The following is a 13783-nucleotide window of genomic DNA, read 5'->3' on the forward strand; positions in this document are numbered from 1 at the left end:
ATGGCCGAGTGGATTTCGGGCCAGACCAAGGCGCGACGAGGGCGCGGTGCAGGCACCGTAACCGAGGAGCAACCCAGGGCTGGCTCGAAAGACACCGGCTCTTCCTTCCCCGCGCTTCAGCGCCTCTTCCCCACAACACCTTCCCTCCATTCTTCCAGTGAATTCTGGAGCTTGGTATTAGGGAGATCACTTCAGCCTGGCGCTCGCACCACCAGTGAGGGAGAACGCCGGATCGAACCGAAAGCTACAGGCTTGATCCTCCTCCCACAAGAATCTTCAATCCCTCCTCTTCTCCGAATGACCCTGGACCCCGGTCCCAGCGCGAAGAAGCACGCCCTGCAGGACTCGAACCTGCGACCCTCGGATTAGAAATCCGATGCTCTATCCAGCTGAGCTAAGGGCGCTTCGCAGGAAGTCTGAAAGATACGTCTTTTCCTAAAAGTGACAACTTCCTCCTCCTCATGCTAGGGTAAGCTATGGGCAAAGTCGTTTGGATCACAGGGTGCACCCGAGGCCTCGGGAGGGCGTGGGCCGAAGGCTTGGCCGCTCGCGGCTGGACCGTGGCCGGCGGGGGGCGCGGCTCGTCCCAGCTGGCCGAGTTGCAGGGCGCTTTCTCCGCGCCTCACTTTTTTGGCGCTCTCGATGTCAGTCAGGAAGCCTCGGCGTTGGCTTGGGTGCAGGAGGCCTTGGAGAGGACCGGCGCGCCCGATCTCTTGCTGAACAATGCCGCTCTCCTGAACCAGCCCGCCCCCCTCTGGAAAGTTTCGGAAGCCGAGTTTTCCCAGGTCATCGATGTCAATCTCAAGGGCGTGCAGCGGATGATCCGCTTGGTGGTGCCGAGCCTCATCGCGCGCGGGCACGGGGTGGTGGTGAACCTCAGTTCGGGGTGGGGTCGGAGCACTTCCCCAGAGGTCGCTCCTTACTGCGCGACGAAGTTTGCCATCGAGGGCTTGAGCCAAGCTCTTGCCCAAGAATTGCCACCGGGCTTGGCCAGCATCGCTCTCAACCCAGGAGTCATCGATACCGATATGCTGCGAAGCGCTTGGGGCGAGGGAGCCGCGAGCTATCCTTCGACTGAGGAATGGGCCAAGGTGGCGGTGCCCTTTGTGGAAACTCTCTCGGCGAGCGAGAATGGCCAATCCCTCACCGTCAGCTGAAACGATTCCACGGCGGAGTCCGGCCGCGAAGCGACCCTAGAGTCGATGGAACACGCTCGGTCAAGGAAAGGCACCGTTTTGGGAGCTTCCCCTTTTCAGCCATTCTCTCAGCCATGCGAGAGAAAATACGCCCGAGAGGATTCGAACCCCTAACCTTCTGATCCGTAGTCAGACGCTCTATCCAGTTGAGCTACGGGCGCTTGAAAAAGTGCGGCGAGAGGCCTCGCTCGCAGGGGTGGGAGGCTACTCATTTCCTCGGTTCCCGCAAGAGAAAGTTCTCCAGAAATCGGAGGGCAGTCCGGGCACTTTTGCCCAGACTTTCCGCGGAAAGTTTGTCCAAGGTGTCTTCGGCCGTGTGCCAGTAGCTCGGGAACATCACGAGGTTGATCTGAATGAGATTGGCCATGGGAACGCCCGCCTGCTGGAGGGGCACATGATCGTCGAGGACAGTCCCGTGGTGCAGTCGAAAGACCTCCCGAGCGTTCACTTCCCGCGCGGCCCGGAAGATTCCTTCCCGCATCCAGCCCGGGGTGTCGGAAGGGAGCGCAATCCGCAAATTCTTGTCGGCCACCATGTCCACAATCAGGCCGAAGGCAGGGCGCTCGGCCAGGGGCCGCTTCCGCAGCTCCCGGGCGTAGAATCGACTGCCATAGAGCCCGTCAGTAGCGGTGTAGTTGACGATGGCTTCCTCTCCATCAAACCAGACCAGCTCCACCTGACGGGCCAGCTCTGGCTTGGTCGCGAGGGCTCGGGCGGCTTCCAGCAGCAGGGCCGTGCTGGAGCCCGCGTCGTTCGCGCCGACGAAGACGAACTCGTCATAAAACTTGGTGTCGATGTGTCCGCCAAGAATGGCCCGCACCGAATCCCAGCCTTGGAAGTCCTCCGTCCCAAAGCGAGCGCGCACGTTCACGAATTCGATCTCGCCTCGCGGCGTCGCCGATAGGAAAGCTTGCTCTTGCACGCTCCACCCAGCCGCTTGCAAGCGAGGGAGAAGATAGTCCCGGGTAGCCTGAAGACCTGGGGAGCCTGGGGTGCGGGGCCCGAGCCCGACGATGGCCGCGAGATCCGCGAAAGCCTGCTCCTGGTCGAAGGCCTCTTCCACTCCCGAAGCGGAGTCGGCGGCCGGTTGTGGCCCGCAGGCCAGCGTCGCCAGGGCCAGGACGACCAGCAAGCCCCGCTCAGTAGTCCTCATCCGCCAGCCCGAGGAAGTCGAGCAAGCGATTGAGATCGCTGCTTCCGTAGTATTCGATTTCGATGCGCCCCTTTTTCTCCCCATGCTGGATGCGAACTTGGGTCGAGAGATGGTCGCGAAGCCGGCTCTGCACCGAGGCCAAGGCTGGCGGGAGCTGGCTGGCTGTCCCGAGGCCATTTCGGGCACCTCGTCGCGTCCCGCCCTTGGCGTCATTGAAATCGGCCACCACCGCTTCGGTGGCCCGGACTGTCAGTTTCTTGCGGACGACGAGGTCCGCCACCACCGGCTGGTGCTCATCGGATTTCAGGCCCAGGATGACTTTGGCATGGCCTACGGAAATGAGCCCGCTGGCCAAAAGGTCTTGCACGCTGGCCTCCAGCTCGATCAGCCGCATGGAGTTGGCCACGGTAGTGCGTTTTTTGCCAACCCGCTTGGCGATGTCTTCCTGGCGCAAGCCAAATTCCTTGGCCAGGCGGACATAGGCTTGGGCCTCTTCCACTGGATTGAGATCTTCCCGCTGGAGATTCTCGATGAGGGCCATCTCCAGCACGTCCTGGTCGCTGGCCTCTCGGATGATGGCGGGGACCTCTGCCACGCCCACCAGTTTGGAGGCGCGGAAGCGACGTTCCCCGGCGATGAGCTCCAACTTACCGTCCACTCGTCGTAAAATGAGCGGCTGGATGACCCCGTGCTGCCGGATGGACTCCACCAACTCGTTCAAGACCTCTTCACGAAAAGACTTCCGGGGCTGGAGCGGGCTGGGGGTGATGCGGCTCAGCTCGATGCGTTGGACCTGATTGTCGGCGGCCTCGCTGGCGCCTTCGGTCGCCCGGGAAGGCGTGCTTTGGTCCCCCTTGTTGATCAAGGCTCCCAGCCCTTTGCCTAACGCTTGCTTCCCCATAACCAGCCGCCAGCCTAGGAGGACGGCCGGGAAAGATCAATGAGAATTCCCTTTTTTCGGACTGGCCAAAAGCACAAGCCACCGCCAATCTCGGCCATTCTTTTGCGGCAGAGCACCACTTCTTGCTTCTGTTTGGAGTTCTTCCCGACCACGGCATGTCTCGACCCACTCTCCAAAATCAGCTTCACCTGAATGTCGTCGTCCTCGGCGGCGGATTTGCCGGCGTCTACTGCGCCAAGGAACTAGGCAAGCAACTGCGGAAAACGGATCAGACCGTGGGGATCGTCTCGGAGCAGAATCACATGGTCTTTCAGCCGATGTTGGCGGAGGTGGCAGGCGGTTCGCTTTCGCCCGGCCATGTCATCAACCCCATTCGGATGCTCTGTCGCCACGCGGATGTCTTTCGGGGCGAGGTCATGGACATCGACTTGGAGGAAAAGTCGATTTTTGTGAACACCGGGCATTTTTCGACCGGCATGAAGCTGACCTATGATCACCTCGTGCTGGCGCTAGGCGCTGAGGTCGACCTCAGCCGCGTGCCCGGCATGCCCGAGCACGCCTTTCTCATGCAGAATGTGGGGGACGCCATCGCGCTGCGCTCCACCGTCATCTCCCGCATGGAGGAGGCCAATGTCGAGACCCGCCCCGAAATCAAGGAGCGCTTGCTGACCTTTACGGTGGTCGGGGGCGGTTACTCCGGAGTAGAAACCGCGGGCGAAATCCATGACATGCTGGTCTCGATGACGCGGTTCTATCATCACGTCGAGGAAAGCCAAATCCGCGTCATTGTCATCCATTCGCGCAGCCGAATCCTGAACGCCCTGGGCGAGCGACTCGCAGAGTATGCCCGCCGCAAGCTGGAAGAGCGGGGCGTGGAATTCCATCTCGAACGACGCGTCCGCGCCGTCACCGCCACCCGCGTCTACCTAGATGACGGCTCGACCATCGAGACCAACACCACCGTCAGCACCGTCGGTAACGCGCCCAACTCCCTCGTGCGGCGACTCTGCCAAACCTACCAGCTTCAGCACCAGCGGGACCGCATCACCACCGACGCCCACTTCCGCGTCCCCGGACGAGACGACCTTTGGGCCATTGGCGACTGCGCTCACAATCCCGACGCCGATGCAGAAATCAGCCCAGAAACGGCCCAGTTCGCCATGCGCCACGGCCTCCACTGCGGCAAGAACCTCGGGGCCGTCCTGGCGGGCAAGCCCACTCGGCCCTTCAATTTCAAAGGCCTGGGCGAGCTGGCCTCGATTGGGCACCGCACCGCCGTCGCCGAAATCATGGGCCTCAACTTCTCAGGCTTCCTGGCCTGGTTCATGTGGCGGACCATCTACCTGGCCAAGCTGCCCGGGATCGAGCGTCGCTTGCGCGTCACCCTTGATTGGTCTCTCGACCTCTTCTTCCCACGCGACATCAACCTGCTCAACCCGCGCTACACCAAACTCCTCACCAGCGTGCACTTGGAGCCGGGAGACCACCTCTTCTCGACCGGCGACCCGGCCTTCTCGCTCTACGTCGTCCAGCGTGGAAAAATCGAACTCTTCCAGGACGGCCGAGTCGTCCGCACCATCGGCCCGGGCGACTTTTTCGGGGAAAGAGCCCTCGTTCACAAAACTGGCTACTTCTTCGACGCCATCGCCGCCGAGCGCACCGTACTGCTCTCAGCCAGCGGCCCGGCCATCATGCCCATCTTGGAAGGCAGCCGCCGCTTCCGTCGGATCCTCGCCAAGACCACCGCCCAGTCCTCGGCCGAAGACGAAATGCGCAATATCGAGCAAAAGCTGCCGGAGGGTGCCATCGAACGCTCCGTCGCCAGCGCCATGAATCGCAAAGTCACCAGTCTCTCCGTGGATAGCTGCGTGGATGACGCCCTGGCCCTCTTCAAAAAAAGCCGCCACTCGGTCTACCCCATGATCAAGAGCGATGGGACCTTCCACGGCTGCCTTCATCGGGAAGACTTCTTCGACTACCTCAAGAAGGCCGAAGTCACGGGCCGCACCCTCCTGAATGACCTCCCCCCGTTCCAACTCCCCCTCTGCCGGGAGGATCAAAAAATCGGCCAAGCGCTCGAATCCATGGTCCGGGTTGGCCGATTCAAAGGCATCGTGCTGGATGACGAAGGCCGGCTCGTCGGCATCTTGGCGCTCATGGATCTTCTCACGAACGCGGCCGTCATCGAAGAGTCCCTGGCGTAGAATCGGCCCTCTCTCCCAAATCACAAAGACCCGCCACCAACCGAGCCAACTTCCTGGATCTTTCAGCTGCGTCTCGGGGGCTTTCCCTGTAGATTCTCGCAAGCGATGTTTGGTGCCTATGAGAACTTTGTCTGGAGCCTTCTTCTCGGCCTCCCGCTAGGCCTCACTCTCATCATCGCTCATCGCGAGAGCCGACGCCAAAAGGCCACTCGTGATCTCTCCTTTCTCGATCGTTTCCGGCCTCCCCCGGGGCGCAAGCTGCAAGAGGAGCTGGAGAACTTCCGCCTGCGCCAGGACGAAACCGGTCTCTGGCTTTTTCTGCTGACCGCGCTCGGGGTGGCCTTCCAGCTGATGCCCTACTCCTTCGAATCCTCCACCTGGGAGATCGGCTTTCGCGCTTTCATGGCGGTAGGAGTGGTCGCTCCGGCGGTCTTATTTGCTCGTCGCTCTACCCTGCTCCGACGTCAAATCCGCCACCACCAACTCCGCCTGGCCACCTGCGAAGCAGTCAGCCGGGAACTGCCCCACCTCGTTGGCCCAGAGGCCCAGCTCTACCACGGACTGACCTTCCATGACCGCCCCGGCTCCCAATTCACATTCGACCAAATCATCGTCACGCTCACGGGCGTCTTCGCCGTCAATGTCCTCCCGCCTCTCCCTCCCGAAAGCCTCCAGCCCCTCCTCTTCCGCCGCAAAGCCACCCGCCAAGCCCTCGTGGACGGAGAGGCCTTGACCATCACCTTTCCCTGGGGCGAAACCCATGGCGAGCTCCTTTCGCAAACACGCCGTCACTCCCAATTCCTCTCCTCCTGGCTCTCCTCCGCCGCCCAGGGAACCGTCCCCGTCATCCCCGTCCTATTCATTCCCGGCTACGACTTGCGTCTCAAAGGAAAAGGGCCGGTCAAAGTGGTCACCGAAACGACTTTGGCAGACCTGCTCTGCCAGGAACAAAAAGCGCTTCCTCCCGCCCACTACTCCTCGATCGTCTCCGCGTTGGCGAAGCGACAGCAAGGCGAGTAAAAGTGCCCGCCCAGATCATGTCTCCCCTCAGCCAGTCTCAATCCCAGTCCCTCACCCCAGGTGCCCCCCTCGCCTCGGACTACCATCGCCTCTTCTCGGCCAATGACGAAATGTTGGCAACGGATGGCTCCATCTTGCCCGGCTGGGAAGAACTTCTTCGCCACTTCAGCCACCTCGACCCCACCTCCATGGAACGGCTGCGGACGGAGACGGAGCGCATGATCCGTGAAAACGGGGTCACCTACAGTGTCCACGGCGACCCCAGCGGACGAAATCGCCCCTGGACCCTCGATCCCATGCCCCTCCTGATCACCCAGTCAGACTGGGCCATCGTGGAAACGGGGCTCATCCAGCGGAGTGAACTCCTAGCGGAAATCCTTCGCGATCTCTACGGCTCCCAAAGGCTCATCGCAGAGGGACTTCTGCCGATGGAAATCGTCTACCAGCACCAAGACTACCTGCGCGCCTGCCAAAACATCGAAACCGGCTCCTCTCACCCCATCTTCTTCACCGCGGCCGACATCGCCCGCGGGCCGAATGGGCGGATGTGGGTCATCAACGACCGCACCCAATCCCCCTCCGGAAGTGGCTACGCCCTCGAAAATCGGGAAATCACCACCCGCGTCATGCCCGGCCTCTTTCACCGCTGCCGCATCCGCCGCTTGGCTGGCTTCTACCGCGCCATCAAACAGGGACTCTCCTCCCTCAGCCCACGGGACGAAGCCCGCACCGTCCTCCTGACTCCGGGGCCCTTCAACGAAACCTACTTCGAGCACGCCTACCTCGCCTCCTACCTCGGCTACACCCTCGTCCAAGGCCAGGACCTCACCATGCGGGATGGGAAAGTCTGGATCCAGACACTCGAAGGTTTGGAACAAGTCGACGTCATCCTCCGCCGGGTCGATGCCCCATTCTGCGATCCCTTGGAATTCCTCCCTGACTCCCAGCTCGGCGTCCCTGGGCTATTGGAAGCGGTCCGCGCGGGCCAAGTCGCCATCGCCAACCCCCTCGGGGCCGGCCTCCTGGAAAATCCCGCCCTCATGGCCTTCCTCCCCGGCATCTGCCAACGCCTGCGCGGGGAAGAACTCATCCTCCCCTCGGCCGCCACCTGGTGGTGTGGACAGAAAAAAGAGTGCCACTACGTCCTCGAAAACCTGGAGCGCCTCGTCATCAAAACCATCCACCGCTCGCCCAACTACGGGACCGTCTTTGGGGAACAGCTCTCCGCCTCCCAGCGCAGCGACCTGCGGGCCCGCATCGAAGCCAAGCCCTGGCTCTACCTCGGGCAAGAACACGTCAGCTTCTCGACCGCCCCCTCCCTCGTGGGGAACCAACTTCAACCCCGACACACCGTCGTGCGGACCTACGTCGGGAGCGATGGCCAGAACTACCGCGTCATGCCGGGCGGGCTCAGCCGCAGCGCCCCGCAGGAAGGACACTACTTCGTCTCCGGCCAATCTGGGGGCATCTCTAAAGACACCTGGGTCGTCGGCGATGGCACCGAGCCCTACGTCTCCCTCTGGTCGAGCGGGCGGGACGGCGCCGTGCTGGCACAGCAACGCAAGCTGCCCAGCCGAGCCGGGGAAAACCTCTTCTGGACCGGCCGCTACGCCGAGCGGACGGAAGGTACCGTCCGACTCCTCCGAGTCATCCTAGGCACCTGGGCCGAAGAACTCCACACCGGCGCGGAGCAAATCAGCCCCTCCTTGCGACTCCTCCTACAAGCCGCCTTCAAAGTCCTCGTCTCCCCGCCCCAGCGAGCCCTCTCACCGGAAACCAAGCTCGACCAAGCGGCCGCCGAAATCCGCTCCCTCCTGGTGGACCAGCATCGCAGCGGCTCCCTCAGCGGGAAACTGAGCGGCTTCAGCCTGGCCGCCTACGCCGTGCGTGATCTCTGGTCGGCTGAAAGTTGGCGCACCATTGATGAAGCCACCGAACACTGGAAAATGGTCGAAGGGGACACCAGCTACGACCTGCTCCACTACCCCCCCGACCTCGCCCGCCTCCTCACCCTCCTGAACGCCTTCACCGGGCTCAATCTCGAAAACATGACCCGCGAAGCCGGCTGGTGCCTCCTGGACATCGGCCGCCGCATTGAACGCTCCCAAATGCTCATCTCCCTCCTCCGCTCCACCCTCGTGAAGAAGGAAACCGAAAGCGTCAACTACCACATCCGCGAAGCCGTCCTCCGCTTCTCGGACAGCATGGCGACCCATCGCCGCCGCTACCTCACGCAGCCCACCGCCAGCAGCATGATCGAACTGCTCCTGCTGGCCACAGACAACCCCCGATCCCTTCTCTACCAAATCCAGCGCTTGCAGCGCCACCTCGGTGCCCTCCCACGTCCCGCCTCTGAGCGACTCAGCCAAGAGGAATGCCTCGCCCTCGACGCCGAGACCCGGCTCCAGCTCTGCGATGTCAATGAGCTGAGCGCCTCCCGGGACGGCCGCCGGGAAGCCCTCGACGACCTCCTGAAGGAATTAGGAAAGCGCCTCGAGAAAATCTCCAGCGTCATCCACTCCACCTACTTCCGGCACGCCCGGACCCAAACCGTCACCGGATGAAATACCAGGTCAAACACGTCACCACCTATCGCTACAGCGAGCGGATCGACATCAGCTACCACCACGCGCGCTTGAAGCCCCTCCGCCTCCCAGGGCAACAGCGGAAAAACTACCGCTTCCACGTCAGCCCCCAGCCGGCCAGTCGCAACGAGCATCGCGACTTCTTCGGCAACCAGGTGAACTTCTTCGTCATCGACAAAGCCCACGAAAAACTCACCATCACCTCCCAGTGCCAAGTCGAAACCAGCCCGCGATTCGCTGGACTGAACTTCGCCCAAAGCCAGCCCTGGGAAAAAGTCGCCGAAACCGTGCGCCGGGTGGAAACGCCTCTCAGCGAACGCCAATACGCCCTCCCCTCCCCGCTCATCCAGCCCGGCCCTGAACTCCTCGCCTACGCCAAACCCTCCTTCCCCAAAGGCCGCCCCCTCCTCGAAGGCGCGGCCGACCTCATGGCTCGCATCCACAAAGACTTCCAATTCGTCTCCGGCTTCACCACCATCGCCACCCCCATCGAAGAAGCCCTCCAAGTCCGGAAAGGCGTTTGCCAAGACTTTGCCCAAATCGCGCTCGGCTGCCTCCGCAGCCTGGGCTTGCCCGCCAAATACGTCAGCGGCTACCTCGAAACCCTCCCGCCACCAGGCCAAGCCAAACTCCAAGGCGCCGACGCCTCCCACGCCTGGTATGCCGTCTGGGACCCCCAGCTAGGCTGGGTCGAATTTGACCCCACCAACAACCTCATCCCCAAAGAACAGCATGTCGTCATCGGCTACGGACGGGACTTCTCCGACATCTCGCCGGTCAAAGGCGTGCTCCTCGGACCCGAAAGCCACTACCTGGACGTCGCCGTCGACCTCATTCCAATCTCCGCCGATCGGGAATGAAAGACCGCCCGCCCCGCTCGTATCCAGCATGATTCGGCGAATCCTTATCTCCACCTTGCTCGTCACTCTAGGAAGCCTCCTCGCCTTCCCCTTGCTCCCCACCCGCGCCATGGACAAAACACCCGCCGTCGCCCCCCAACCCGCCCCCCACCAAGAAGTCACCACCCTCGGCGCCGGCTGCTTCTGGTGTGTCGAAGCCGTCTACGAGCGGATCGAAGGCGTCCTCCACGTCACCTCCGGCTACATGGGCGGGCAAAACGCGAACCCCACCTACGAGCAAATCTGCACCGGCACCACCGGGCACGCCGAAGTCGTGCAGCTCATCTACGACCCCGAAATCGTCTCCTTCGAAACCATCCTCGAAAAATTTTTCCAACTCCACGATCCCACCCAGCTCAATCGCCAGGGAAACGACGTCGGCACCCAATACCGCTCTGCCATCTTCACCCACCACCCAGAGCAGGCCGTGGTGGCCGAAGCCGTCCAAGCCAAAGCCGCCGCATGGTGGGACCGGCCGATTGTGACCGAAATCACCCCCGCCAGCACCTTCTACCCCGCTGAAACCTACCACCAAGACTTCTGGAAAAACAACCCCGCCAACCCCTACTGCGCCTTCAGCATCCCCCCAAAATTGGAAAAACTCGGCTTGCACTGAAACCCCCGCCTCCCGACTCGGCTACCGAAGTTGAAGTGAACCCGGATTCGCTTCAGGTATCTCAGCACCATGGGGACCACCACGAAAGAAGACTTCCGCCGACTTCTCTGCCAACTCGGCCAACTCACCCGGGAGGCCGTGGTGGCCGCCCGGGCCGATGCCACCCGGAACCTGGCCGCCGTCGCGCACGAAACCGCTGCCGACACCATCTACGAAATCGACGCCGCGGTCGAGCCTCAGCTCCTGGCCTGGCTATCGGATCACTGGCCCGAAGAAGAACCCGTCCGGCTGGTCATGGAAGGCATCGAAGAGCGCACCCTCTTCCCCTCGCAAGCCGCCGCGGCCAAATGGGTACTCATCATCGATCCCATCGATGGCACCCGAGGCCTCATGTATGACCTCCGCCCCGCCTGGTTCCTGGCCGCCTTGGCGCCGGAAAAAGGGGAGGCCCAAACCCGGCTGAGTCACCTCGAGGTCGCCGTCATGACCGAATTGCCCACCACCCGGCAATATCTGGCCGACACCCTGAGCGGGATTCGTGGCCAGGGCGTCCTCGCCGAACGGGAAAACCTCCTTACAGGAAAAACCAAGCCCTTCACCCCGCGCCCTTCCACCGCCACCGATTTCCTGGGAGGCTTCAGTTGGTTCGCCCGATTCTTTCCGGAAGCGAAGGCCAGGCTCGCCGAGATCGAAGAAACCTTCTGGGACGCGATTCACCCCCGTACCCCGGCCATTCCTCGAAATCGCCCCATCTTTGAAGACCAATACATCAGCTGCGGCGGCTACCTCTATGAACTGCTCACCGGCAAGTATCGCATGGTGGCCGACCTCCGACCGCTCGCCTACCAAGCCACTGGATTCACCCAGGGGCTCCCCTGCCACGCCTACGACCTCTGCACAATTCTCCTCTTCCAAGAACTCGGGGGCATCATCGAACATCCGCTCGGCGGCCCGTGCGACCAACTGCTCGACACCACCAGTGGCCTGGTCTGTGTCGCCTACGGCAACGAAACCCTGGCCTCTCGTGCAAGAGGCCCCCTCAAAACCGCAATCCAGCAACATCTGCCGTAGTCCCACCAGGCCGCCCGATCCACTGGCCGAACGGCCGCGTGAATCTCCCCTGAAACCCGAAACCAACCAAAACTCACCCCCTCACGACCTCGACGCGCAGGTCTCTCAGGGAGCAAAGCCCCCCGAAGTCCCCGAAGCGCAACTTCCTTGCCCCACTCCTGCGCTTTGGCGACTTCCAGGGACTCTGCTCTATGAGAGACTTGCAAGTGGACGTGATCCGTTGATCCAAAATGCAGGATCTTGGCTGGCTTACCACGGCTCAAAAGGCACCCATGGCGACTGCCTAGGCGATCAAAGCGGAAATTTGGAGCGGGTGAACGGATTCGAACCGTCGACATCCACCTTGGCAAGGTGGCGCTCTACCACTGAGCTACACCCGCTTTTTGCCTTGCAGCGGGACGATATCTATGGACGGTTCCGCTCCCCGCGCAAGCAGTTTTTGTGGCGGTGGCCAGATGCCCAAAATGGACCGACTCGCCGAAATCATCGCCCACAAGCGCCGGGAAATTCAGCCACTCTTGGCGAGGGCGGAGACTCTGCGGGTGGCGGCGCTCGAGCGGAATGACTATCGTTCGCTTGAGGCGGCGCTCGATTCCAACGGCGAGTGCCTCCGCCTGATCGCGGAGGTCAAGAAGGCTTCGCCCTCGGCGGGGGTGATTTCGCCCGACTTCGACCCGGTCCAGATCGCCAAGACCTACGCGGCGGCGGGAGCACATGCCCTCTCCATCCTGACCGATGAGGAGTTCTTCCAAGGTCGCTTGGAGTATTTGACCCGGATCCGACAAGAGGTGGCCCTGCCCTGTTTGCGAAAGGATTTCATTATCCACGAGGCGCAGATTTTTGAGGCAGCCGTGGCGGGGGCGGACGCGGTCCTTTTGATCGTGGCGGCGCTTTCCCAAGAGGAGTTACTCCATCTTTTGGATGTGGCGGCCCGACACCATTTGGACGCTTTGGTGGAGGTGCACGATGCCGAGGAACTGCGCCGCGCCCTGGATAGCCCGGCTCGACTGATCGGGATCAACAATCGGAATCTCAAGACCTTTGAGGTCGATCTCGCTACGACGCACGCCCTGGCGGAGGAGGTCGAGGAGGGGCGCATTCTCATCAGCGAAAGTGGGATCAAAACGGTGGCCCATGCGCGCGAGGTCTTTCGCGGGGGGGCGGATGCCATTCTGGTGGGAGAGAGCTTGATGCGTTCTGGACAGGTGGTCGAGATGGTGGAGGAGTTCATCTCCATCAATCGGATTTCTGAGCCGGTGGAGTGATTTAGGTTCCAGGTTTCGGGTGCTCGTTAGATCGGGCCGGTTCTTTTGGTCGGTGGGTGGGGGATGGGCTGCTTTTTTGGAAGTCACTTTGAATGCCTTTTTTGCCGGCCCCGTCCATGGGGAGAACCTGCAATCTTAGGCTTATGAGAATCAAAACTGCACTCCAAACCCTGGTCGTCGCTTCGGCCATCTTGCTTCCCGCAACCAGTCAAGCACGTCCTTGCGATGCTTCCGGCAATCTGGTTTTCGAGCTGGCCAGGCAAGCCGAGCGCTTGCAACACGTCGCCCGTCACCAGCTCAATTATGGCTGTCCGGTGACGCGTCAGCGGGCGGCTCAAATCAGAAAGACAGCCCACCATTACGCGGTAGCGGCCTGTGCCCTGCGAGATCAGTATCGCAAGGCGCCCAATTTGGCCCTCCATTGCGGTGCGGTGGATCGGCTGAACCAATGTGCCCATGGCTTCACGTGCGCGGTGCGCGGTCTTTCCCACCAACCAGCTCTGCTGGGGCAGTTGCGCCGGACCCAGGCGGTCCGGGCTTCCATGAATCGAGCTTACGTGGCCTCCAAGCATCATCACGAGCAATTTCGTCACACTGGCGGGGGCTATGCCTTCCATCAGCCTTCGTTCGCTCGCTTCGCCCGCCACTGAGGGGCCATTTTTCCAACCCGTGCCGAGCCAGAGGGCTGGGCACGGGTTTTTTCGTTTTTATACCAACCTCCAGAATTCACTGGTAGAATGGAGGGAAGGTGATGTGGGGAAGAGGCGCTGAAGCGCGGGGAAGGGAGAGCCGGTGTCTTTCGAGCCAGCCCTGCGTTGCTCCTCGGTTACGGTGCCTGCACCGCGCCCTCGTCGCGCCTTGGTCTGGCCCGAA

Annotated in this window: 11 protein-coding genes and 3 tRNA genes; 9 read left to right on the top strand and 5 right to left on the bottom strand. The window is 61.9% G+C overall.

Annotated features, from left to right (window positions below):
* Nucleotides 1-330: 330 nt before the first annotated feature.
* Nucleotides 331-404, bottom strand: a tRNA-Arg gene (locus AAF555_11070).
* A gap of 72 nt (nt 405-476) precedes the next feature.
* On the opposite strand from AAF555_11070, the gene AAF555_11075 reads away from it, so the two are divergent.
* Nucleotides 477-1157: an SDR family NAD(P)-dependent oxidoreductase gene (locus AAF555_11075; protein MEM6912108.1), complete on the top strand. Its 681-nt coding sequence runs from the start codon at nt 477-479 to the stop codon at nt 1155-1157.
* 126 nt (nt 1158-1283) lie between these two features.
* On the opposite strand, the gene AAF555_11080 is transcribed toward AAF555_11075, so the two are convergent.
* The 3 genes from AAF555_11080 to AAF555_11090 all read right to left on the bottom strand — a co-directional run bounded on the left by AAF555_11080 (nt 1284) and on the right by AAF555_11090 (nt 3250).
* A tRNA-Arg gene (locus tag AAF555_11080) sits at nt 1284-1357 on the bottom strand.
* 47 nt (nt 1358-1404) lie between these two features.
* Nucleotides 1405-2349, bottom strand: coding sequence for a M28 family peptidase (locus AAF555_11085; GenBank protein ID MEM6912109.1), 945 nt, complete (start codon nt 2347-2349; stop codon nt 1405-1407).
* Nucleotides 2336-3250, bottom strand: a complete 915-nt coding sequence (locus tag AAF555_11090) for a ParB/RepB/Spo0J family partition protein (GenBank protein MEM6912110.1) — start codon at nt 3248-3250, stop codon at nt 2336-2338. Before AAF555_11090 ends, AAF555_11085 begins: the two co-directional genes overlap by 14 nt.
* A 155-nt stretch (nt 3251-3405) precedes the next feature.
* Between AAF555_11090 and AAF555_11095 the strand changes: the two genes are divergently transcribed.
* From AAF555_11095 to AAF555_11120, 6 genes are all read left to right on the top strand, one after another.
* Nucleotides 3406-5454, top strand: coding sequence for an FAD-dependent oxidoreductase (locus AAF555_11095; protein MEM6912111.1), 2049 nt, complete (start codon nt 3406-3408; stop codon nt 5452-5454).
* Nucleotides 5455-5559: 105 nt separating this feature from the next.
* Complete coding sequence (locus tag AAF555_11100) at nt 5560-6474, top strand: hypothetical protein (protein ID MEM6912112.1); 915 nt, start codon at nt 5560-5562, stop codon at nt 6472-6474.
* Between the two features lie 17 nt (nt 6475-6491).
* Nucleotides 6492-9038 (top strand): circularly permuted type 2 ATP-grasp protein, encoded by a 2547-nt coding sequence (locus tag AAF555_11105; GenBank protein MEM6912113.1) that lies wholly within the window; start codon nt 6492-6494, stop codon nt 9036-9038.
* On the top strand, nt 9035-9919 hold the full coding sequence (locus AAF555_11110) for a transglutaminase family protein (GenBank protein ID MEM6912114.1): 885 nt from the start codon (nt 9035-9037) through the stop codon (nt 9917-9919). The genes AAF555_11105 and AAF555_11110 overlap by 4 nt, the downstream gene beginning before the upstream one ends.
* A gap of 109 nt (nt 9920-10028) precedes the next feature.
* Nucleotides 10029-10574 (top strand): peptide-methionine (S)-S-oxide reductase MsrA, encoded by a 546-nt coding sequence (msrA, locus tag AAF555_11115; GenBank protein ID MEM6912115.1) that lies wholly within the window; start codon nt 10029-10031, stop codon nt 10572-10574.
* A 69-nt stretch (nt 10575-10643) separates the two neighbouring features.
* A complete protein-coding gene (locus tag AAF555_11120) occupies nt 10644-11645 on the top strand; it encodes an inositol monophosphatase (protein ID MEM6912116.1) in 1002 nt (333 codons plus the stop codon).
* 305 nt (nt 11646-11950) lie between these two features.
* On the opposite strand, the gene AAF555_11125 is transcribed toward AAF555_11120, so the two are convergent.
* Nucleotides 11951-12025: transfer RNA gene (locus AAF555_11125), tRNA-Gly, on the bottom strand.
* A gap of 84 nt (nt 12026-12109) precedes the next feature.
* Here AAF555_11125 and trpC point away from each other — a divergent pair.
* Together trpC and AAF555_11135 are read left to right on the top strand one after the other, a co-directional pair.
* Nucleotides 12110-12910, top strand: coding sequence for an indole-3-glycerol phosphate synthase TrpC (gene trpC, locus AAF555_11130; protein ID MEM6912117.1), 801 nt, complete (start codon nt 12110-12112; stop codon nt 12908-12910).
* Between the two features lie 143 nt (nt 12911-13053).
* The gene (locus tag AAF555_11135) at nt 13054-13560 is read left to right on the top strand and encodes a hypothetical protein (protein ID MEM6912118.1); all 507 of its coding nucleotides are present in this window, start codon (nt 13054-13056) and stop codon (nt 13558-13560) included.
* The last annotated feature ends 223 nt before the right edge of the window (nt 13561-13783 follow it).

The organism is Verrucomicrobiota bacterium, assembly GCA_039027815.1.
GTDB lineage: Bacteria > Verrucomicrobiota > Verrucomicrobiia > Verrucomicrobiales > JBCCJK01 > JBCCJK01.